This is a genomic window from Pseudomonas maumuensis, from assembly GCF_019139675.1.
Lineage (GTDB): Bacteria > Pseudomonadota > Gammaproteobacteria > Pseudomonadales > Pseudomonadaceae > Aquipseudomonas > Aquipseudomonas maumuensis.
On sequence record NZ_CP077077.1, the window covers coordinates 2,947,784 to 2,971,579 of the forward strand.

General features: G+C 70.0%; 5 protein-coding genes. All 5 read right to left on the reverse strand.

The window, feature by feature from the left end:
- Window positions 1–22: 22 nt before the first annotated feature.
- The 5 genes from KSS90_RS13330 to KSS90_RS13350 are packed head-to-tail and all read right to left on the reverse strand — an operon-like array spanning window position 23 to window position 23,654.
- Window positions 23–892 carry a TauD/TfdA dioxygenase family protein gene (locus tag KSS90_RS13330; RefSeq protein WP_217865922.1) on the reverse strand — a complete coding sequence of 290 codons (870 nt, stop codon included), beginning with the start codon at window positions 890–892 and terminating at the stop codon, window positions 23–25.
- Window positions 874–1,557, reverse strand: a complete 684-nt coding sequence (locus tag KSS90_RS13335; protein ID WP_217865923.1) for a hypothetical protein — start codon at window positions 1,555–1,557, stop codon at window positions 874–876. The genes KSS90_RS13330 and KSS90_RS13335 overlap by 19 nt, the downstream gene beginning before the upstream one ends.
- Entirely contained in the window at window positions 1,547–10,573 is a 9,027-nt protein-coding gene (locus KSS90_RS13340) for a non-ribosomal peptide synthetase (protein WP_217865924.1), read from the reverse strand. Before KSS90_RS13340 ends, KSS90_RS13335 begins: the two co-directional genes overlap by 11 nt.
- Window positions 10,570–14,685, reverse strand: a complete 4,116-nt coding sequence (locus KSS90_RS13345; RefSeq protein WP_217865925.1) for a non-ribosomal peptide synthetase — start codon at window positions 14,683–14,685, stop codon at window positions 10,570–10,572. Before KSS90_RS13345 ends, KSS90_RS13340 begins: the two co-directional genes overlap by 4 nt.
- Entirely contained in the window at window positions 14,682–23,654 is an 8,973-nt protein-coding gene (locus KSS90_RS13350) for a non-ribosomal peptide synthetase (protein ID WP_217865926.1), read from the reverse strand. The genes KSS90_RS13345 and KSS90_RS13350 overlap by 4 nt, the downstream gene beginning before the upstream one ends.
- Between the last annotated feature and the right edge of the window lie 142 nt (window positions 23,655–23,796).

The window sequence follows — 23,796 nt, forward strand, 5'->3', positions numbered from 1 at the left end:
CAAGGGCAACGACGGACACCTCCTACCCCCGCGGCCGCCCGCCAAGAATCGTCACCCGCTCGCCATAGCGTGAATGCGGGAAGTAATCCCACACCGCATGGTGCTGGGTGCAGCGGTTGTCCCAGAACACCAGGGTGCCCGGCGCCCAGCGCACCCGGCAACTGAGCACCGGCTCCCGGGCCACTAGGTCGAACAGCATGTTCAACAGCACCTGGCTCTCGCCGGCCGCCAGCTGCACGATATGCGAGGTGAAGCCCGAGTTGACGAACAGCGAAGGCCGCCCGGTCTCGGGATGGCGCACCACCACCGGGTGCTCGGTCTTGGGCAGGCCGGGCGGCGGCGTGTAGCCCTTCCACGGGATCTCGCCGTCATGGATGGCGGTCAGGCTGCCGAGAAATGCCTGCATGGCCGGCGACAGCATCTCCAGCGCCAGGTGCATGTTGGCGAACAGGGTGTCGCCGCCCGTGCCGATGGCCGGGGTTTCCTTCACGTACAGCATCGAGCCCATGGACGGCTCCAGGTCGGCGGTACCGTCGGTGTGCCAGGTCTCGCCCGCGACGAAGCGCGACTGCGCATTGGCGCGGATCACCACCAGCTCCGGGTCGTCGCCGTCGATGTCTTCCAGCGGCAAGGCGCGCAGTTCGCCGAACAGGCGGCCGAAGGCCTTGTGCTGCTCGACGCTGAGCTGCTGGTCGCGAAACACCAGCACGTGGTTTTCCAGGAACGCCCGGCGGATCTCCAGCAACTGCGCCGGCGGCAAGTCGCGCGACAAATCGACCCCTGCGATCTCGGCACCGATGATCGGCGTCAGCCGTTCCACGCTGATGCTGCGGTACGGCGTGCGCTGGGCGCCGGCAATCCGTTCGATGGCGTTCAATCCGTGTTGATCCATGCTTCCCTCCCTGATGCGTGTTGATGGGTTTGGCTCGCCAGGCGCTGCAGCCCCGCCGCCAGGTGCGTGGCCGGCGCCATGCGCTGTTCGGTCGAGGTCGCGCAGGCCCAGCTGCAGACCCGCGCCAAGGCGCCGACAACGCTGGCGCACGCTTGTTCGTCAGCGTTGGCATAGGCGCGGGCGGCGACCTCGCTGCTGGCCGCCGCATTGGCCGTGGCGAATGCGTGGGCATTGGCCTCGGTGCTCAATTGCGCGTAGTACCGGGCGAAACCCTCGGCGTCACCGAACTGGTCGGCGATCATCGCCTGGTTGCTCGGCGCCTGGCCGTAGTCCAGGGCGCTCTCGTAGGCCTGGGCGTAGGCCGCTTCGGCGTCGTAGGCCCGGCGAAACGCGGGCAACAGTACCGGCCTGAGGGCGGCGCGCCACTCACCGACACGCCCGCGCAGCCCCAGGCCGGCGCGTTGGTGCAGGCGTTGCAGCGTGAGCAGCGCCTGGACGTGCTCGGGCAGTGCCTCGGCGAGCAGCGGCAACACCACCTCGGCCTGCCAGCGGTGCAGCAGGCGCCAGTACGCCTGCCGTTCCAGCGGCAGTGGCAATGGCCCGCTCTGCAACACCCGCAGCAATGGGCTGAGCCACACCGGTGGCGTGGCCTGTTCAGCCTGCATGTGTACCCTCCCCCTGCGCGAGCAGGTCGGCATTGATCGCCTCGGCGATCTGCCGGGCCCAGGGGCCGGCGACGATGCCATAGTGATCGGTGTCCAGCGCCGCCCAGTCGCTCAGGCCCGGCAGCAATGCCTGCCAGGCCTGGCGCAGGTCCTGCGCCTGCCAGCCGCTGCCGATGCCGTAGGGGTTGGGCCGCGTGGCTATGAATAGCCGCCCGGGCGTGTCCGCCAGCATGGGCGGTACGTGCCCCAGCATGCTCGCCAGGTTGTTGCGACAGCAGGTCACCAGGCGTTCCAGATAGCGCGCGCCGTCCGCCTCGCCATTGCGCAGGGCGAACTCCCGTTCGAACACCTGCTGGATCTGCGCCTCGTCGATCTGTTGCAACTCGGTGCCGGCATCCGGCGCGGGTGGATCGACCAGGTACAGCGTCGGCGTCTCGCGCCCGGCTTCAACGGCCAGGGCGCACAGGGCCTGGGCCACCCAGGCGCCGAAGGACCAGCCCAGCAGGCTCCAGCGTGCACCGGCGGGCAGTTCGGCCTGAATCGCGTCCAGGTACAGCTGCGCACGGGCCTGCAGCGAGAGGTTGGGCAGCACCGGCTGGCTCAGCACCGGGTCGGCGATCACCCGCACGCAAAGGTCCGGGTGCAGCGCCGTGGCCAGCTCGCGGTAGGCCTGGACGTCGCCGCCGACCGGGTGGATCAGGTACAACCACTGACGGCCGTCCCCCTGCTGCCAGGGATCGATGCGCAGGGCCTGGCGCCATGGGTCGCCGTCACCCTTGGCCTGCCCCGGCTCGTCGGCAACCAGGGCCAGTACCTCGCCCAGGCTGACCTGCGGGCTGAACTGCGACAACTGCACGACCTGGCCGGTGGCGCCCTGCAATTCATCGATCAGGTCGAGCAGGGTCAGCGAATCAGCGCCCAGGTCGTACAGCGACGCATCGTCCGCTAGCGCGTCCACGCCCAGCCACTGGCACAGACAGCCACGCAGGCGCTCGGCCAGGTCGCTCCCGCTCGCCTGCACCACGCCTTGGGGTTGCGCCGGCGCCACGCCATGACGAACAGGATAGAAGCGCCGGGCGGTTTCCAGTGACGTGGTCGAGACCAGCAGCTGGGGCAGCTGCGCGGCCATGGCCCGCTCGAACACTTCGCAGCCTTCCGCCGCCGACAGCCCGACCTTGAGGTGCTGCTGGTGCGCCGCGTCGCTACCATGGGTGCGGGTGGCCATGCCGATGTCGCGCCAGATATCCCAGTTGATGCCCAGGCGCAGGCAGCCCTCGTCGGGCGTTGCGCGGTAATGGGCAAAACCGTCGAGCACGCCGCTGGCCGCGGCGTAGTCCAGGTGCCCCACGCCACCGAACAGTGCCGACATGGACGAGCAGTACAGCACGAAGCCGGGCGTCATCCGTGCGATCAGCGCCTCCACGGCGAGCAGGCCACGGGTCTTGGCGGCCATGGCGGCGGCCATCTCCTGGGCGTCGCGGTGCCGGATCAAACTGCCGGCACCAACCCCTGCGGCGTGGATCACCCCGTCGAAGTGCCCGTAGCGGCAGGCCAGGTCATCGAGCACCTGGGGCCAACGCGTCAGGTCGGCGAGGTCGGCCTGCACCCAGTCGATCCGCGGGTGATCCATGTCCACCGTCGGCGAACGCGACAGCAGCACCACGCGCCGCCCCTCGGCACGCAACAGGTGCTGGCACAGGGTACGACCGATGCCGCCAGCACCGAGGATCAGGTAGGTGCCAGTGTGCGCAAGGCTTGACGCCGGGGCCGCCGGCAGCGGGCTGGGCACCAGCCGTGGTTGCCACAGGTAGCCGTCGCGCAGGGCCAGGCGCCGGGGCAACGCCTCGGGCTCGCCCAGCAAGGTCGCCAGGGCGCCGGCGTGCTCGCCCAGCGCGGGGCTTGGGAGGTCCAGCCAATGGCAGCGCAGCGGGTATTCCTGGGGCGCTACTTCGGTCACTCCCGCCAGGGCCGCCAGCTCCGGCCGTGCCACCGCGCCCTGCACCGGGCACGCCTGCCAGGACAGCAGCCACAGGCGCAGGCAGGCGTCACGCGGCGCCTGGCCCCAGGCCTGCAGCAGGCTGCCGGGTGTATCCAGGCAGGCCCATTGCGCCGTCGCCAGGCTGCGCTCGTCGACCGCACCGCTCACCGACAGGGGCAAGGCGTGCAGCCAGTCCAGCGCCCCTGGCAGTGCGTCGAACAGGCGGCCCAGTGCCTGGGCGTCGCCCACGTCCAGTTCGAAACGGTCGGCAGCAAGCTGACGGAAACCCTTGCCCGCCCGCACATGCACGACCCGCTGGCAGGCTTGGGCCAATGTCGCGAGCACAGCTTCGTCGGCGTCATCATGCGCGCACACCACGAGCGTCCGCTCGCTCTTGTGCATGGCCGCAGAGCCCAGGCGCCGCACACGCTGCCATTGCCGCTGGTGGAACCAGTCGGCCAGCGGCTTGCGCTCAGGCGTCGTGTGCCCCTGGAAACGGTAGGTTTCCAGGTCGAAGGCGGATGGCGGCAGGTTCCAGGGCGGCGCCGCCGAACGGCTCGGCCACTGGATCTGCGCGCCCTCATACCAGGCTGCCAGCACGGCCTGGGGCGAATGCTCGCTGGCCAGCAGCCGCGCCGACGAGGGACTGACCTCGCGCACCGCCGCCAGCGACAGGGCATCGCCTGCCTGGTAGACCATGCCGAAACGCCAGCGACCCTGGCGCCGACCGCCCTGCAGGTGCCGCAGCAACACCTGCACATCACCGGGGTTGGCCCGCAGCCAGTCGCCGACAACGCTGATATCGCGCTCCAGGGCCGTGCGGCTGTGGGCAGACAGCAGCAACAGCGGCGCCACCGCTTCAGGCACAGGCGGCTCGGCCTGCAACGCGCCGACGATTACATGGGCATTGGTGCCGCCGATGCCGAAGCTGCTCACCCCGGCCATGCGTCGCTGCCCCTGCGGCCAGGGTTGCGCCGTGGTCGGGATATGGAACGGCGAGCGCGCCAGGTCGATCTGCGGGTTGACGGCGGAGAAACCCAGGTTGGGCGGGATCACTCCGTGGTACACCGCCAGCGTGGCGCGGATCAGCCCGACCACGCCTGCCGCCGCGCCCAGGTGGCCGATCTGGCTCTTTACCGAGGCCAGCGCGCAACCGCCCGTCGGCGCCTCGCCGAAAGCCTGGGTCAGCGCGGCGACCTCGACCGGGTCGCCGAGCAAGGTGCCGGTGCCATGGGCCTCGACGTAGCCGATGGCACCGCCACTCACCCCGGCCTTGTCCAGGGCCCGGGCGATCACCGCGCCCTGCCCGGCCACCGACGGCGCGGTGTAGCTCATCTTGGCGCGGCCATCGTTGTTCAACGCCGAGCCTTCCACCAGCGCGTAGATACGGTCGCCATCGGCGCGGGCGCGGGCCAGCGGCTTGAGCACCACCACCCCGTAGCCGCTGGCGCCGAGGGTGCCGCTGGCGTCTTCGCTGAAGGGCCTGCACAGCCCGTCGCGGGAGAAGATGTGCTGCGAACGGTGGCGGTAACCGTCGGCCAGGGTCGGGTCGATCAGCACGCCGGCCGCCAGCATCAGGTCGCTGTCGCCCTGGCGCAGCAGGTTGCAGGCCAGGTGCACGCCGATCAGCGAGCTGCCGCAGGCGGCCTGCACGCTCAGCGCCGGCCCGGTGAAGTCCAGGTGGTAGGCGGCCTTGGTGGCGAGGAAGTCCTTGTCGTGGTGCAGGGCCAGCTGGAAGCCGTCCGGCAACTCGCCGGCGCCCTGCTCGCGCAGCATCTGCTGGAAGTAGGTGGTCTCCCCGCAACTGGCCACCAGGCCGATGCGCGGGCCCTCGCTCGACGGCACGATACCGGCGTGCTGCAGGGCCTGCACGCAGGCCATCAGCAGGTGGCGTTGCTGCGGGTCCATCAGCCGCGCCTCCTGGCGGCTGATGCCGAAATACTCGGGATCGAAGTCGAGCATGCCGTGCAATTGGCTGCGGGCGCCGACCAGGCCGTCGGCAGCGGCGAAGTGCTCGATACCCAGCGCATTGTCCTGGACCATCGCCCAGAACTCGCCAAGGTCGCGGGCACCGGCGACGTTGACCGCCATGCCGATGATCGCCATCGGCTGCTCGCGGGTATCGCTGGCACGCGCACGCTGCGCTGGGGTGGCTGCGTCACGCGCCAGGTGCGCGGCCAGGCGGCGGATCGTCACGTGCTCGAACAGCTCGGCCATGCTCGGGGCACGGCTCAGCGCCTGGCTGTAGCGCGCCTGCAGACGCATCAGGCCGAGGCTGGTGGCGCCGGCCTCGAAGAACGTCTGCTGCGGCTCGATGGCGTGGCCGATCACCTCGCGGAACAGTGTCGCCAGTTCAAGCTCCAGTGGGCTCGACGCATCCGTTACCACGCGGCGCCGTTCCAGGGGCTCGCCCTGCCCGACCAGGGCCTTGCGCTCTATCTTGCCGCTGGGGGTGCGCGGCCAGTCGTCAATGCGTCGGTACTGGTCGATGCGCACATGGGCCGGTAGCTGCCGCGCCACCTGCTGATCGAGGGCCTGCACCGTCGGCGGCGTGCCAGCAAGCTGCAGCCAGGCGACCAGGCGCGCACTCTCGCCCTGTACCGTCACCACGGCGTTGGCCACGCCGCTCACCGCCATCAATGCCGCCTCGACCTGGCCCAGTTCCAGGCGATGGCCGCTGAGCTTGACCTGCTGGTCGTCACGGCCCACGTAGTGCAGGCAGCCCTCGGCATCGGCCCAGGCCAGGTCGCCGGTGCGGTAGTACAGGCAGCGGCCACCCTCGGCCTGGGGCAGTTCGACGAAACGCTCGGCGTTGAGCGCGGCATCGCCCAGATAGCAGCGGGCAACCATTGCCCCGGCCACCAGCAGGTAGCCCTGACTGCCGCTGGGCACCGGGCGGTCCAGGGCGTCGACCAGCAACAGCCGCGCATTGTCGACCGCCTGGCCGATGGGCGCGCGCAGCGGCCAGGCGCGCACATCCGGCGGCAGCCGGTAGGCGCTGACCACATGGGTTTCGGTGGGGCCATAGTGGTTGAACAGGCTGGCCTTGGGCAGACCTTCGAACCAGGCGCGCAGCGCCTCGCTGCACAGCAACTGTTCGCCGGCCGTCACCACCTCGCGCAGGGACGCAGGATAGATGCCCTTGGCCACGGCGGTCTGCGCCAGGTGCTGCAAGGCCACGCAGGGCAGGAACAGCCGCTCGATGCGCGCCTGTTGCAGATACCCCAGCAGCGCCTCGGCGTCCTGGCGCCAGTGCGGTTCGATCAGGTGGTAGCAACCCCCGCCGCACAAGGTGCCGAACAACTCCTGGAACGCCACGTCGAACGACAGCATGGAGAACTGCAAGGTCACCGAACGGGCCGGCAACTGCCCGGCATTGCGCTGCCAGTGCAACAGGTTGCACAGGGTGCGATCGGTCACCTGCACGCCCTTGGGCGTACCGGTCGAGCCCGATGTGAACAGGGTGTACAGCGGGCGCTCGCCGCGGTGCCGGGGCCGCGTCAGGCTTGCCGGCGCGGCGTCGAGGTGTACCCGCTGGCAGTGGCTGGCGTCGACATCCAGCGCCTGCAACGCCGCCTGCGTGGCCGTGCTGAACAGCACACAGCACGCTTGCGCCTGGGCCAGCACCTGGCGCTGTACCGTCAGCGGATAGCTCGGGTCCAGCGGCACGGCGGTGATGTTGAGCTTGGCCAGGGCGAGCAAGGCGACCACGTGCTCCACCGACGGGGCCAGCAGCAGCACCATGGTCAGCGGGCCTTCGCCTGCGTAGCGGCTGGCCAGGGTCGCCGCCAGGGTGTCGGCCAGCGCATCCAGTTCGGCGTAGTCCAGCTGTCGCGGTCCGGCCACCAACGCAGTGGCCTTGGGGGTTGCCTGCACCTGATGCTCGAACCAGTCGGCCAGGGTGACGAACGGCAGGCAGACATCGGCGCCTTCGCTGGCCGCTGGCAGGCGTTGCCGATAAGGCGCCACCAGGGTGTCGAGGGTCGCCCGGGGGTCTGCCAGCAACAGGTCCAGGCCCTGATGCAGCAACGTGTCCAGCGCGGCCACCTCCTCGGCCTGGAAATGGCTGCACTGGTATTCCCACCAGCACTCCAGCAGCCCGTCACCGCCCACCACCAGCAAGCTCAGCGGGCACTTGGCCTGCGGCGTCGCGTACGGCTCCAGGCTGGCCCGCAACGGGGCGGCGGCGAGCTTGGCGTAGTCGGTGTTTTCCAGCACGAACAGGTAATCGAACAGGCTTTGGCCCGAGGACAGCCGCAGGTCCTCGACCAGATCGGCCAAGGCCACGTCCTGCAAGGCCAGCACTTCACGCACGGTGGCGGTCTGTCGGCGCAGTTGCTCGCCGAGGGATTGCGTTGCACGTAGGTCGGTGGGGATCAGCACGGTGTTGGCGAACATGCCCACACAGGCCTCGAACTCGGCCAGCGGCCGATTGGCAACCGGGCTGGCGATCCGCGGGCGCTCGCAACCGACCACCGCGTGCAGGCTCCAGGCGAAGACACTGAACAGGACGTCGAAGCGGGTCAGGCGCTGCTCGGCGCAAAAGCGTTCGAGCGCGGCGCTGCGCCGTTCGCCCAGTGGCTGGCGATACAGGCGCCCCCGGGCATCGCCGGGATACCTGGCCGGGCGCGGCGAGGTCGCCTCGCCGTGGCGTGCGTGCAACGCCACCAAGGCTCGGCGCTGTTCACGGTAGGCCGGGCTGACGCTCCATTGCCGCTGCCACAGGGCAAAGTCCAGGGTGTCCAGGGCCGGCGCCGGTGCCTGGCTGTCGCGTCCCTGCAGGGTGTCCTGGTACAGGCTGGCCAGATCATCGAACAGCAGGTTCATCGACCAGCCATCGGTGATGCTGTGGTGCAGATTCAGCAGCAGGCGGCAACTGCCGTCGGCATGCGGCGCCACCCAGGCGCGCAGCAGGCTCGGGCTGGCCAGGTCGAAGGGGGCGTCGAACACCAGGCTGGCGAAGGCTGGCCAGATGTCCTCGGACAATTGGCCGGGAGCCAGGAGCCGACAGACTGCCGCCGACTCGGTGATCGCCTGCTGCGGACCGTCGGCACCTGCCACGAACGTGGTACGCAGCGCCGGATGGCGCGCCACCAGGCGGCGCAGCGCTTCAGCCAGGGCCTCGGGGTCCACACCCGGCGCCAGGTGCAGCACCATCGGCACGTTGTAGGCGGTCGATTCGGGCAAGCGTTGCTGTTCGAGCCACAGGCGGCGCTGTTCGCTGCTGGCCGGGCCGGCTTGGCTGCCATGCGGGGCCGGCGCGGGCGGATAGGCCGTGGCCCCGCCCTGCCCGTGCTCCAGGCGCTTGGCCAATGCGGCGAACGGCTCCTCGAGCAATGTGCCGATGGCGATTTCCTGGTGCCAGTGGCTGCGGATCGCCGAACGCAGGCGCATGGCCTTGAGTGAATCGCCGCCACTGCCGAGCCAGTCGTCCCCGGCGCCCAGGGCGGCCTGGCCAAGCAGTCCACGGGCCTGCTCCAGCAGCCAGTGCAGCTGCGGCGACTGCATGCCCGCCTCGGCTGGCGCGCGCCAAGGCCGGGTGGCCTGGGCCAGCAACTCGGCCTGGTCGATCTTGCCGTTGGCGGTCAGCGGCAGGCGCGGCACCTGGAACAGTTGCTGCGGGCGCATCCAGGGCGCCAGGTGCTTGCGCAGGTAAGACTCGAACTCGCGGTAATCCAAGGTCCCGCGTGGCACGAGGAAGGCCAGCAACTGGTGGTCCTCGGCGGCCTGCCGGCGGCTGCAGACGTACGCCTGCGCCACCTGGGGATGTTCGCGCAGGCGCTGCTCCACCTCGCCCGGCTCGATACGGAAGCCGCGGACCTTGACCTGCCGGTCTACCCGCCCCAGGCACTCGACCAGCCCTTGCGCGTTGATGCGCACCAGGTCGCCGGTGCGGTAGTGCTTCTGCAAGTTGCCATCCGCCGTGGGCAGCAGCACGAATCCGCGCGCGGTCTCCTCGGGGCGGTTGCGGTAGCCACGGGCCACGCCGCTGCCGCTGAGGTACAGCTCGCCGACCGCGCCCGGCGCCACCGGCTGCTGGTCTGCGTCGAGCACCTGGAGGCCGGTGTCCGGCAACGGCAGGCCGATGGGCACGCTGTCGCCGGCAAACTCCCGTGGGATTGCATGGCACAGGGCGAAGGTGGTGCATTCGGTGGGGCCGTACACGTTGAACAGGCGGCAGGCGCTCTGCGGATTGGCCTGGTACCAGGCGCGCAGTGCCACGGCGCCGACCTGCTCGCCGCCGGTCAGCACCTGGCGCAGGCTGGCGAAGCAGGCCGGGTACTCAGCGCTCAGGGTGTTGAATAGCGAAACCGTGATGAACAGAGTGTCGACCCGCTGCGCCTCGAGCACTTCGGCCAGGCGCCGGGCGTCGAGCAGGTCGTGGTCGGCGATCATCACGCAGCAGCCACCGTTGAGCAGCGGTGCCCACAGCTCGAAGCTGCAGGCATCGAAGGCCGGGTTGGACAGGCAGGCAAAACGGTCGCCGGGGCGGATCTCGATATAGCTGCCGGCCTGCGCCAGGCGCAGCAGGCCGCGCTCCCCCACTTCCACGCCCTTGGGCATGCCGGTGGTGCCGGAGGTGTAGAACAGGCACATCACCTCGGCGAAGGCCTGCGGCAACGGCTGCGCCGGTTGCTCGGGGTAGTCCAGCAGCGCCTCGACACTGGCCTCCCACGGCCCCGGCAGCCCTTGGGGCGCATCCGCCAGGCTCAGCACACCGACACAGTCGGCATCGGCCAGCATCGATGCCCGGCGCTCGCCGGGGCTGGCGCGGTCCAGCGGCATCACCACGGCGCCGGCCTTGAGCGCGCCGAGCAGCGCCGCCACCCCCTGCCAGCCACGCGGCAGGTAGAGCGCAAGCGCCTGGCCCGGCAGCACGCCGCGCGCCTGCAAGCCCCGGGCGATGCGTTCACTGGCGCCGGCCAGCTGCGCATAGCTCAGCCGCACCTGTTGATCGATCACCGCCAGGGCTTGCGGGGTGCGCTGTACCTGGGCGGCGAAGCGCGCAAGCACGGTGTCCTGGAGCACGCTCATCATTTGCCCTCCTGGGCGTCGAAACGTTGCAGTTCACGCTGGAGGGTGCGTGACACCCGATGGATCTCGGCGCTTTCGAGCATGTCCCAGTGGCCGCCCTGCACCAGCGTGGCCAGGTAGCCGTCGGCGGCGCGGCGCCGCCAGAACGCCCGCAGCCCGCGCAACTGCCCGCGGGCCATGTCTTCCCGCGCCTGCACCAGCACCACCCGCCCGGCCTGGGGTGGGCAGGCGTAGGCGGCCATGGCCAGGCGGTTATGGTTGTAGACGTGGAAGTAGCGCTCGACCTGGGCGTCCTCGATACCGGGGTACATGCCGTTGAAACGCACCAGCTTGTCGCGGAACTCGGCCATGTCGACGGTACCGATCTGCGCCCGGAAGGCCGGATCGTCCGAACCCTGAGTGTCGAGCAGGACCACGCTGACCTGCCCGTGTCCAGCCAGGCGCAGGCGCCGGGCCATCTCGTAGGCCACCAGGCCGCCGAACGACAGCCCGGTGAGCAGCAGCGGGCCGTGCGTCAAGGGCTCGATGAGGCGCAGGTAGGCACCGGCCATCGCCTCGACCGTGGGCTCGGTGGCTTCGCCGGGGTTGAGCCCCGGCGATTGCACGCCATGCACGCCAACCGCCTCGGGCAGCGCCTTGGCCAGCGACAGGTAGCAGAACGCGGTGCCGCCGGCCGGGTGGATACACACCACGTTGTGCCGCCCCTCGCCCTGGCGGAAGGTGATCAGGTTGCCGTTGTCCCCCTGGGTGGCGGCCCCGTTTCGCAACCAGCCGCCCAGGGCCTCGATGGTCGGGTGGCCGAGTACCACCCGCGCCGGGACCTCGATCTCGAAGGCCTGGCCGATCTGGTAGGCCATCTTGACCGCGGCGATGGAGGTACCGCCGACGGCGAAGAAGTTGTCGCGAATGCCGATCTGCGGGGCCAGCAGCAGGCCTTTCCAGATCTGGTAAAGGGTCAGTTCGATATGGTCGCGAGGGCTGCCGAGGTTGACCTGGCGCGCGGCCAGGTCGTGTTCGGCGCGCTCGGCCAGCGCCTGGCGATCGACCTTGCCGTTGGCGGTCAGCGGCATGGCGTCGAGCCACAGATAGCTGCTGGGCAGCACGGCGCTGGGCAAGGTGTCGGCCAGGTGTACGCGCACGGCCTGTTCGTCCGGCCTGGCGGGCGCCACGCAGCAAGCCACCAGGCGCTGGTGCTCGGCCTGCTCGCCGAGCATCAGTACCACGCTGGCCGTGATCCCGGGGAAGGCCTGCAGCCGCGCCTCGACCTCGCTCAGTTCCAGGCGCACGCCGCGCAGCTTGACCTGGAAGTCGTCGCGCCCCAGGAACTCCAGTTGCCCATCGGCGCGGTAGCGGGCCAGGTCGCCGCTGCGGTAAAGGCGATCACCGGGCACGAACGGGCTGTCGATGAAGCGTTCGGCGGTCAGCGCCGGCAACCCAAGGTAGCCGCGGGCCACGCCCACGCCGCCAATGTGCAGGTGGCCGGTGACACCGGGCGGCACCGGCGCATCGAAGTCGTCGAGCACATGGAAGCGGTTGTTGGCGATGGGCCGGCCGATCGGCAAGCGCAGGGCCGGCACCGCGTCATCCGGCGCCAGGGTCCAGATGCTGTTGATGACCGTGGTCTCGGTCGGCCCGTAGACGTTGTGCAGCCGCGCCTTGGGCAGGCGTGCCCGCAACAGGCGTGCCAGGGCCGGCGACAGCTCGCCGCCGCCGCAGAACACATCGCTCAGGCCGTGGCACAGGCTGGCCTCCTCCACCTCCAGGAACAGCTGCAGCATGGCCGGCACGAACACCATCGCGGTGACGCCCTGCTCGCGGACCAGCCGGGCCAGGTAGCCGGGTTCCAGATGCCCGCCGGGCCGGGCGATCACCAGGCGTCCGCCGGTGGCCAGCGGCCAGAAGGTTTCCCAGGCCGAGGCGTCGAAACCGAACGGGATCTTGTGCAGCATCGCCCCGGCCTCGCCGCATACGCCCAGGCACCACAGCAGCAGGTTGCCCAGCCCGCGATGCGCGACCATCACGCCCTTGGGCAGACCGGTGGTGCCCGAGGTGTAGATCACGTAGGCCAGGTGCTCGGGGGTTACGCCCACCTCATGGGCAGCGAGGTTTTCGGCGGCCAGCTGCGCCCAGCACGGGGCGTCGGCCAGCAGGTCGAGGACCGGCGCCTCCCAGCCCGAGGCCTGCATGGCCTGGCCGAGGGTGGCGCGGGCCGCGCCCAGGGTCAGCAGTACCGCCGGGGTGCTGTCGCCCAGCATGTGGGCGAGGCGCCCGATCGGGTAGTCCGGGTCCAGCGGCACATAGGCGCCACCGGCCTTGAGCACCGCCAGCAGCGCCACCGGCAATGCCGCGCAGCGCTCCACGCAGACCGCCACGCGCACATCCGGGCCGACGCCCAGGGTGCGCAGGTAGCGCGCCAGGCGGTTGGCCTGGGCATTGAGTTCGGCATAACTCAGCGCCTCGCCCTCGAACACCACCGCGCAGGCCTGCGGGTTGCGCGCCACCTGCGCCTCGACCAGGCGGTGCACGCAGTCGACCGGCGTCGGCAGCGGGGCTGGCCGGTTCCAGCCGTGCAGCACCTGCTCGCGCTCGGCCGTATCCAGCAACGACAGCTCGCGCAAGGGCCGCTTGGGATCGGCGGCCACCTGGGCGAGCAGATGGTGATAGTGGCCACTGAGGCGCTCGATGGTGCACCGGTCGAACAGGTCGGTGTTGTACTCGACCAGCAGGTGCAGGGCACCGTCGCGTTCGCTCCACTCGAATGCCAGGTCGAACTTGGCGGTGGCGCTGCCGGTGCCGTGAGGCGACAGTTCCAAGCCCGGCAACGTGATGGCGGCGCCCGGGGTGTTCTGCACCACCATCATCACCTGGAACAGCGGGGAATGACCGGGGTCGCGGGGTGGGTTGAGCGCCTCGACCACCAGGTCGAACGGCACGTCGTGGTGCGCGTGGATTTGCAGCATGTTGCCGCGCACTTCGCGCAGCAGTTCGGCGAAGGTCTGCGCCGGATCGAGTTGCTGGCGGATCACCAGGGTGTTGACGAAGTGCCCGACCAGGGGTTCGAGCTCGGCCCTGCCGCGGTTGGCGAATGGCGTGCCCACGCACAGGTCGCGCTGCCCGCTGTAGCGCCACAACAGCACGTCCAGGGCGGCGAGCAGCACATTGAAGCGCGTGCCCTGGGTATGCCGGGCCAAGGCGTCGAGCTCGGCCAGGGTGTCGGCGCCCAGTGTCGAGCTGAAGGTCGCGCCGACGAACCGCTGTACGGCTGGGCGCGGGCGGTCGCCGGGGACTTCCAGCAGGGTCGGCGCACCGGCCAGGGTACGCCGCCAGAAGTCCAACTGGCCCTGCAGCGCCGCGCCGTCCAGGCGTTGGCGCTGCCAGCAGGCGTAGTCGGCGTACTGTATCGGCAGCGGTGCCAGGCGCGCAGGCACGCCGCGCAGCAATTCGGCGTAAGCGTTGGCGACCTCGTGCAGGATCACCCCCATCGACCAGCCGTCGGCGACGATATGGTGCATGCTGTACAGCCAAACATGATCCTCATCGCCCAGGCGCAATAGCGTCGAGCGCAGCAGCGGGCCCTGGGCCAGGTCGAACGGCGCGCGGGCCTCGGCTTCGACGGCGGCGGCCAGGCGCTCCTGGCGCAGCGCTTCGGGCAACTGGCTCAAGTCCAGCACGGCCAGGGTCAGCGGCAGGCTCGCATGCACCACCTGGCGCGGCTCGCCATCGACGTTGGCGAAGGTGGTGCGCAACATGGCATGGCGCTCGACCAGCACGTTCAGCGCTCGCTCCAGCACGGCTGCCTCCAGCCGGCCCTTGAGCCGCAGCGCCGAGGGCACGTTGTAGAACGGGTTGCCCGGTGCCAGTTGGTCGAGGAACCACAACTGCTGCTGCGAGAAGGACAGCGGGCAATCGGCCTGCCCGTCCGCACGACGCGGAATCGGCGCACTGTCGTCCGGCGCTGCGAGCAAGGCGATCAACGCCTGTTTGTGGGTCTTCAGCGCCGCCATCAACGCGTCATCGAGAAACCCTTTGGGCGCCTTGCAGCGCAGCTTGTCGCCGTCCACTTCGAGGGCCACGCCATGGCGGTCGAACAACGCCAGCAATTGATGGGCGTTCATACTTCGAATTCCTCCATGTCGTTGTCGTCCTGCGCCGTCACGGCGAGTACCTCAGGCTGCGTGGGTGGCGCTGCATGGGCTGCGCGCAGGCCGCCCACCATCGAATAGACCAGCGCATGCTCGGCGCCCAGGTCGAACAACTCGGTCAGTTGGCGCGCCTCCACCGAACCGACGCCGCACAGGCCCAGCCCCAGGTCGGCCGCGGCCATGGTCAGCAACTGCGCCATGGCGCCGGCCTCGATCAGGCAGAATTCGCGGCTGCCGTCACCGTACAGCGGGCGGATCGCCGCCAGGTCGGCAACGAAGAACAGCGCGAACGCCGCGCCTTCGTAGACCGGCCGGTTGACGAAGTAGTCGTAGGTGTCGGCATCCAGCGCGCCCTCGCCCATGGCCACCAGGCGATGAGCGACCGGGTCGTGGTAGTAGGCGCCGCCATGCACCCCGTGTACCCGCCCCGGCTTGATGTACAGGTAGGTCTGCAGCGGATAGGCGCCGCCGGCCGAGGGGAACAGGTACTTCGCCTCGCCGTCGAGCTGCCCCTGGGCCAGCATCGCCAGCAGCCCGGCAAAGGCCTGCGTGGTGATCGGCTGCTCCAGGTAATGGCGCACCGAGCGGTAGTCGCGATAACGCTGGATAAAGGCCGGATCGTCCGGCACGCCCAGGGGCACCTGCCGGGCATCGTCGGCGAATCGCCGCCGTGCGCGTTGCTCGGCCTTGAAGCGTGTACGTTGCTGGGGATCCTCCAGCACCTCGTCGATCTGCGCCCTCGGCGCTTCTTGACGCTGGGGACGCTGGCGGTACAGCGCCAGCAGGTTGAGCAGGGTCGGCTGCGCCAGCAGGTGCGCCACATGGGGACGGAAGCCCAGTTCGCTGGACAGCGCGTTGCTGATACGCACGATGTCGATGGAGGTGGCGCCGAGGCTCAGCAGGTTGGCATCGGCGGCGATGGCCGGCTGGCCCAGTACCTGCTCGACGATTGCCACCAGACGCTGTTCCTGCGGGCCGTCGAGCAGCAGCTGCGGGCCGCTGGCCGGCGCTTGCTCGGGTTCGGGCAGGCGGCTCTTGTCGACCTTGCCGTTGGCCGACAGTGGCCAGGCGTCCACGAAGGTGAACGATGACGGCAGCATGTACGCCGGCAGCTTGTCGGCCAGGTAGCCGGCGAAGTCGCCGGCCTGCAGCGCCGGGTCGGCCTTGAGCACGTAGCCGGCCAGGCGTTTCTGCGCCTGGGCCTCGCCGAGGATGCGCACCACCGCGCTATGCACGCCCGGGTGGCGATTGAGCACGGCCTCGATCTCGCCCAGTTCGATGCGGTAGCCCTGGACCTTGACCTGGTTGTCGTCGCGGCCGAGGAACTCGATGTTGCCGTCGGGCAGCAGGCGCCCGAGATCGCCGGTGCGGTACAGGCGCTCGCCGGTCAGCGGGTGGTCGAAGAAGCTCCTGGCGCTCAGCGCCTCGTCACGCCAATAGCCCTTGGCAAGGCCAATGCCGCCGATGTATAGGTGGCCGGTGGCCCAGGTGGGGCGCACCTGCAGGGCTTCGTCCAGCACGTGGAAGCGCTGGTGATCCAGGGCCTTGCCGTAGGGAATGCTGCGCCACGCCGGATCGACCTGGGTGATCGGGTAGCCAATCGACCAGATCGACGCCTCGGTGGCCCCGCCCAGGCTCATCATCTGCAACCCCGGGCGCAGTACACGGGCGCGTTCGGGCAACGCCAGCGGGATCCAGTCGCCGGACAGCATGGCCAGGCGCAGGCTCGCCGGCAGCGCCCTGCCCTCGCCCTCCAGGTACTCGACCAGCATGCCCAGCAGCGCCGGCACCGAGTTCCACACACTGACCCGATGACCCTCGACCAGGGCGGCCCAGTGCGCCGGATCCAGGCTCAACTGCGGCTCGAGCATCACCACCGCCGCGCCCGCCGCCAGGGTGCCGAAGAAGTCGTACACCGACAGGTCGAAGCTCAGCGACGAAATGGCCAGCACGCGGTCCTGAGGGCCCACGGCGAAGCGCCGGTTGATATCGAGCAAGGTGTTGACCGCGCCCTGGTGGTCGATCACCACGCCCTTGGGCGTACCGGTGGAGCCGGAGGTGTAGATCACGTAGGCAAGATCGTCGGGGCGCACGTCCACTTCGCGCAGTGCTTCGACCGGGCTGTGCGCCTGCTCGCTGACCGTCAGCGCGGTGATCTGCGCCGGCCACGCCACCTGCTCCAGCAGGCTGGGTTGGGTCAGCGCCAGGGTGGCCTCGGCGCGTTCGAGAATGTGCTGCAAGCGCGCCTTGGGCAGGTTCGGATCGAGCGGCAGGTAGGCGCCGCCGGCATACAGGATCGCCAGCGTCGCCACCACCTGCTCCCAACCGCGCTGCATCACCACCGCGACCAGGCGATTGCGCTGCACGCCGCGCGCTTGCAGCTGCGCGGCCAGTTGCCGGGCCTCCTGGCGCAACTGGCCGTAGCTGAGCTCACGGGCGCCCAGCACCGCGACGGCCTGTGGCGTGGCCAGGGCCTGGCGCTCGAACAGCGCGTGCATCAACGGCAGGTTTCGTGGCGCCGCCGGCGCTTGCGGCAGGCGCGCCTGGGGCAGCAACTGCGGCGTGCTGGCGGCCCAGGCTTCAGGAGCGAGCAGGTGATCGAGCAGCGCGTTGTAGGCGGCGAACATCTGCCCGATCATGCCTTCGGGGAACAGTGCGTCGATGCTGTCCCAGTTGAACAGCAGGCGGCCTTCGAGCTCGAGCAGGGTATGGTCGAGCCACACGTGCGGGGTCTGGGTGATGCTGTGTTCCAGCGTCGCGCCCAGGGCGTCGGCCAAGTTGAACTCGGCCAGCTCCGGCGCGGCTTCCGACAGGGTGCTGTTGAACACGATCGGCATTGCCGTCTGCTGCACGCCGCGGGCCTGGGACAATTCGCGCAGCACGCGCACGCCGCTGACCACCGAGTGGTCGATGTCCTGCCACAGGCGTGCCTGCACGGCGCGGGCCTTGTCGGTGAAGCTGGCGCTGCCGTCAATGGCCACCTCCAGCAGCACCAGGGAGGTGAAATCACCGATGATCGCGTCCACCTGCGGGTGCAACGGCAGGCGGTTGAACAGCGGCAGGCTGAGGGTGAAGCGCGGTTGCCGGCTCCACAGCGCCAGCACCTCGCTGAACGCGGTCAGCAGCATCACCGACGGGGTGACGCCGAAGCGCCGGGCCAAGGCCTTGAGCTGGGCCCACTGCGCCGCCGGCATGTCGCGATCACGCCGGGTGAAGTGCGGGTTGGCGATGCTTTCCGGCTGGCATACCCGTGGCAGGTCCGGGGCCGGGGCCAGGTGCTCGATGCGCCCGCGCCAGTAGTCCAGGGCCTGCGCGTAGCGCTGGTCGGCGCGCAGCCGGCGCTCGGCCAGCACATAGTCGCGGAAGGTCACGCCCGGCTCGGGCAGCGCCCGCTCGGGGTGGTGATAGAACCCCATCAGCTCGCGGGCGAGGATCTGCGTGCTGGCGGCATCGACCACCAACGCGTCGAGGCTGATATGCAGGTGGCTGATGCCATGGTCGAGCAGCGACACGCTGAAGTCGAACAACGGCCATCGGCTGGCGTCGAGCACCTGGTGCGACTGACGCTCGCGGGTGGCCAGCAAGGCCTGGTTGGCCGCTTCTGCGCCCAGGCCACGCAGGTCGTGCAGGGTCATGCTGTAGCGCGGCACCTGCTCCAGCACCTGCTGGGTGCCATCGCCGAGGAACACCACCCGCAGCATGTCGTGGCGCAGGATCATGCGGTTGAGCGCGGCCTCGAAACGCGGCACATCGAACGCCGGGATGCGCAGTTCCTCGTAGCCGTGGGCGCTGACGCCGCCGAGGCTGACGCTGGCTTCGCGGCCGAACCAGTAGGCTTGCTGGATATCGGTGAGCGGGAATGGCGCGTGACGGCTTGCAGGATCGGGCTGCAGTGCCTGCCCCTCGGGCGCGGCCTGCCCGTGCGCCGTGGCTTTGGCCTGGGCGGCCAGGTCCATCAGCACGGGCGCCTGGAACAGGCTGCTCAGCGACAGCTGCGTGCCCAGGCGCTGGTTGATCGCGTAGACCAGGCGCGTGGCCAGCAGCGAATGCCCGCCCAGGTCGAAGAAGTTGTCATGGATGCCGACCCGCTCGCACTTGAGCACCTCGGCCCAGACCTGCGCCATGCGCCGCTCGGTGTCGTCGCGTGGTGCTTCGAAATGCGCCGCGCCGCCGCGCTCGGGCGCCGGCAACGCCTGGCGGTCGAGCTTGCCGTTGCGGGTCAGCGGCAGTTGCTCAAGGCTGACCCAGGCGCTGGGCAGCATGTGCTCGGGCAACTCGCGCTGCAACGCGGCGCGCAGGGTCTGCGGCGCCTGGCCGACCACGTAGGCCACCAGGCGTGGGTCGCCGGCGACGTCCTCGCGCAACAGCACGGCAGCGTCGCGCACGCCCGGTTGCTGGCGCAGCAGGCTGTCGATCTCGCCCAGTTCGATACGGAAACCGCGCAGCTTGACCTGCTGGTCCGCCCTGCCCAGGTATTCGAGGTTGCCGTCGGCCTGCCAGCGCGCCAGGTCGCCACTGCGGTACATGCGTGCGCCGGGCTCGGTGCCGAACGGGTCAGGCAGAAAGCGCTCGGCACTCGCTGCGCTGCGGTTGAGGTAGCCGCGGGCCAGGCAGGCGCCGGCAATGTACAGCTCGCCGGACACCCCCACCGGCAGCGGATTGAGGTCGCCGTCCAGCACGTAGAGCCGCGCATTGGCGATCGGCTTGCCGATCGGCGGCAGTTCCGGCCAGTGTTCAGCCTCGTCGCAGGCGAGGCTGAACTGGCTGACCACATGGGTCTCGGTGGGCCCGTACTGGTTGCGCAGGCGCGCGCCGCCTAGCCCGCGGACCAACGCGCGCAGCGCATCGTTGACCTGCAGCGCCTCGCCGGCGGTGACGATCTCGCACCCACCAGCCGGCCTAGGAGCGTCGGCCTCGGTCAGCGCGGCCAGCTGTTGCAGCACGGCGAACGGCAGGAAGGCGCGCCCCGCCTCCTGGGCCACCAGGGTCGGGCGCAGGGCGGCCAGGTCCTTGCGCCCGGCTTCGCTCATCAGCAGCAGGGTGCCGCCCTGGCACAGGGTGCTGCAGATCTCCTGGAACGACACGTCGAAGTTCAGCGAGGCGAACTGCAGCACCCGGCGCGGCGCCGGGTCGTCGTCCAGTTGCCAGCCGATCAGGTTGTCCAGGGCGCGGCGGCTATGGGCTACGCCCTTGGGCCGCCCGGTCGAGCCGGAGGTGTAGAGCACATAACCGAGGTTCGCCGGGCTGACCACTACCTGCGGATCGCTGGCCGTGCAGTCGGCCCAGCGCGCGGCGTCGCGGTCCAGGCACAGCAGCTCGACCGCCTGCGGCAGGCCCGGGCACAGCGAGGCCTGGGTCAACAGCAGGCTTGGCGCGGCGTCGGCGAGCATGAAGGCCAAGCGCTCGGCCGGATAGGCGGGATCGAACGGCACATAGGCCGCGCCCGCCTTGAGGATCGCCAGCAGGCCAATGACCATCTGCGCCGAGCGCTCCAGGCACAGGCCAACTCGCTGCTCGGGGCCGACACCTTGGGCGATCAGGTGGTGGGCCAGGCGGTTGGCGGCGCGGTTCAACTCGGCGTAGCTCAGGGACTGCCCGTCGGCGACCAGCGCCACGGCACCCGGCTCACGCCGGGCCATTGTCTCCAGGCGCGCCATGCAGCCCGGCTGGCTGGCGGTGTCGCGGGCCGTACGGTTGAAGGCGTCCAGAACCTGCCCGCGCTCAGCGCCGTCCACCAGCTCGAGCGTGGCGATCGACTGCGCGGGCTCATCGACCATGGCCTGCAACAGGCGGCGCAGGTATTCGCCGAAGCGCGCCACGGTAGCGGGCTCGAACAGCCCGCTGGCGTACTCCAGGCCACCGACGATCTCCCCATCGCGCTCGCTCAGCGCCAGTTGCAGGTCGAACTTGGCCACCCGCTGGCGCGCCGGCACGGTGCTGACTTCAAGGCCCGGCAAGGCCAGGGTCTGGCCCTGGTCCTGCTCCCAGGCGAACAGCACCTGGAACAACGGGCTGTAGGCCAGGCTGCGCGACGGGTTGAGCAGTTCCACCACCTGTTCGAAGGGCAGGTCCTGGTGGGCCTGGGCCTGCAACGTCAGCTGGCGGACCTGGCGCAGCCATTGCGTCAGCGAAGGGGCGCCGCTGCGGGTAACGCGCAAGGCCAGGGTGTTGACGAAGAAGCCGATCAGCCCGTCCAGCGCCGGGTCCGGGCGGTTGGCCGAAGGTACGCCGATGACCACGTCGTCCTGGCCGGACAGGCGCATCAGCAGCAGCGACCAGGCGCCCAGCAGGGCCATGAACAGCGTGGTGCCCTGGGCGGCGCACAGTGCCTTCAGGCGCGCGGTCAGGGCGCGATCCAGCACCAGCGGCACGTAACCGCCGCGATAGTCCTGCACGGCCGGGCGCGGGTGGTCGGTCGGCAGCGTCAACAGCGCCGGCGCGCCCTCCAGTGTCTGTTGCCAGTAGCGGCGTTGGCTGGCCAGGCGCTCGTCGGCGAGCCACTGCCGGTGCCAGGCGGCATAGTCCACGTACTGCACCGTCAGCGCAGGCAACAGGGCCTCATGTCCTTGCACGGCGGCGGCATACAGCGCCTCCAGGTCACGGGTCAGCACGCCTACCGACCAACCATCGGAGATGATGTGATGCTGGGTCAGCAGCAGCACATGCTCGTCCACCGCCAGGCGTACCAGGCAGGCACGCATCAGCGGCCCTTGGGCCAGGTCGAAGGGCCTTGCGCCCTCCTCTTCGATCAACGCCTCCAGGCGCGACTGCGCATCAGGCAGGCCGTGCAGGTCGACTTGGCTGAAAGCCATGCCCTGGTCCGCGGCACCGATGAGCTGGCGACCCTCGCCCTCGATGCTGACGAAGGTGGTGCGCAGTGCTTCGTGGCGGGCCACCAGGCGGTCCAGGCTCAGGGCCAATGCCGTCACCTGCAACGGGCCCTTGATACGCAGGTTCAGCGGCATGTGGTAGGCGCCATTGCCGCCCTCCAGCTGGGCCAGGAACCACAAGCGCTGCTGGGCGGACGACAACGTTTGCGCGCCGGATCGTTCGATCGCGATGATCGGCATGCGCGCCTCGTCCCGGCTGGCCTGGAGATGCTCGGCGAAGTCCTTGAGCCGCGGGTGTTCGAACAGCAGCGCCGGCGCCACTTCGCGGGCCAGCTCCTGGCGCACCCTGGCCAGGATGCGCATGACCAACAGCGAATGGCCGCCGAGGGCGAAGAAGTGGTCGTCGCGCCCGACCCGCGCCAGGCCCAGCACCTCGGCCCAGATGGCCGCCAGGGTGGTTTCCAGCGTGCCCTGCGGCGCCTGGTAGTTGGCTTGCTCGAAGTCACCGGCCTGCGGTGCGGGCAGGCCGCTGCGGTCGAACTTGCCATTGGCGGTCAGCGGCAAGGCCGGCATCATCACGTAGGCGCTCGGCAGCATGTAGTCCGGCAGATGCGCGCCCAGCTGTTCGCGCAGGGCAGCCGGGTTCAACCCGGCGCCCGGCTGCTCGGCGTAGTAGGCCACCAGGCGCGGCTCGCCCGGTGGGTCCTGGCGCAGCAGCACCAGGCTTTGCCGCACGCCGGGCACTTGCGCCAGGCGTGCCTCGATTTCACCCAGCTCCAGGCGTAGGCCACGCAGCTTGGCCTGCTGGTCGCCGCGACCAAGGAACTCGAGCTGGCCATCGGCGTTCAGGCGCGCCAGGTCGCCGGTGCGGTACAGGCGCTCACCTGCCACATAGGGGTTGTCGATGAAACGCTCGGCGGTCAGTTGTGGCAGGTTCAGATAGCCACGCGCGACCCCGACACCACCGAGGTACAACTCACCCTCCTCGCTCGCCTGCCCTTGCGCATCGAGCAGATAGACGCGGCAGTTCGCCAGCGGTCGACCGATGGGCAGCACAGCATCAGCCACCTCGTGCGCCGGCAGTTCGTGGCAGGTGCTGTCGATACTCGCCTCGGTGACTCCGTACGCCTGCACCAACTGCACCCGCTCGCCGCACAGGCGGCGCAACTGGCGGGCGCTGTGGGCGGTCCAGACGTCGGAGCCGCACACCACGGTGCGCAGGAACGCCAGGTCGCGACCGTTCGCCTCGGCCCAGTCCATCAGCGGGTTGAGCACTGCCGGCACGAAGTCGCCGAAGCCCACCTGCGCTTCGCTCAACAGGCGGTACAGCGCGGGCGGGTCCATCAGCGTGTCACGCGGACACAGCACCAGGGTGCCGCCAAAGCCCAGCGCGCGGATCAGGTCGGCGCTGAACACATCGAACGAAAAACCGGCCATTTGCAGATGATTGAGCGGCGCCTGCAAGGCATAGAAGCGGCCCCAGGCGGCACTCAACGCGACCAGGCCACGGTGCTCGACCATCACCCCCTTGGGGGTGCCGGTGGAGCCGGAGGTATAGATCACATACGCCAGGTGACGGGACGTGAGGCCGACCGCCTGCGGGTCGGGATCAAAGGCCGGCTGATCGGCCCAGGCGTGCTTCTCGTCCAGGTCGAGCACCACCGCCGCCAGCTCCAGGCCAGCGAGCAAAGCCAGTGCCCGGCCGTGGCCAAGCAGCACCGCCGGCGCGCTGTCGGCCAGCATCTGCGCCAGGCGTGCCCGCGGGTAGGCGGGGTCCAGCGGCACGTAGGCGCCCCCGGCCTTGAGCACCGCGAGCACGGCCACCAGCATGTCCAGCGATCGCTCGACGCACAGGCCGACCCGCACGTCCGGGCCGACACCCTGGGCGCGCAGGTGATGGGCCAGGCGGTTGGCCCTGGCATTGAGCTCGCCATAGCTCAGCGCATCCTCGCCATGGCGCGCGGCGATGGCTTGCGGCGCCCGCCGTGCCTGCGCTTCGAACAGGCCATGCACGCACTGGTCGCTGTCGAACGGTGCGTCGTGGTGCCAGTTATCGGGTAAAACAGCGGCTTGCGCGCCGGCCATGCCGCGCGTGGAGGGGGTGTCGAACATCGGGCTGCCATCCGTGAGTATTGTTTTTATTCGCTGCGCGCAGGACGACGGGCGTCCTGCCGGTCGGGTCGGTCATTCGGGGGAGATCAGGGGCCAGGCGCGGCGCGGGCGCGCGCAGCAGTGAGGCGCACAGCGTGCGGCC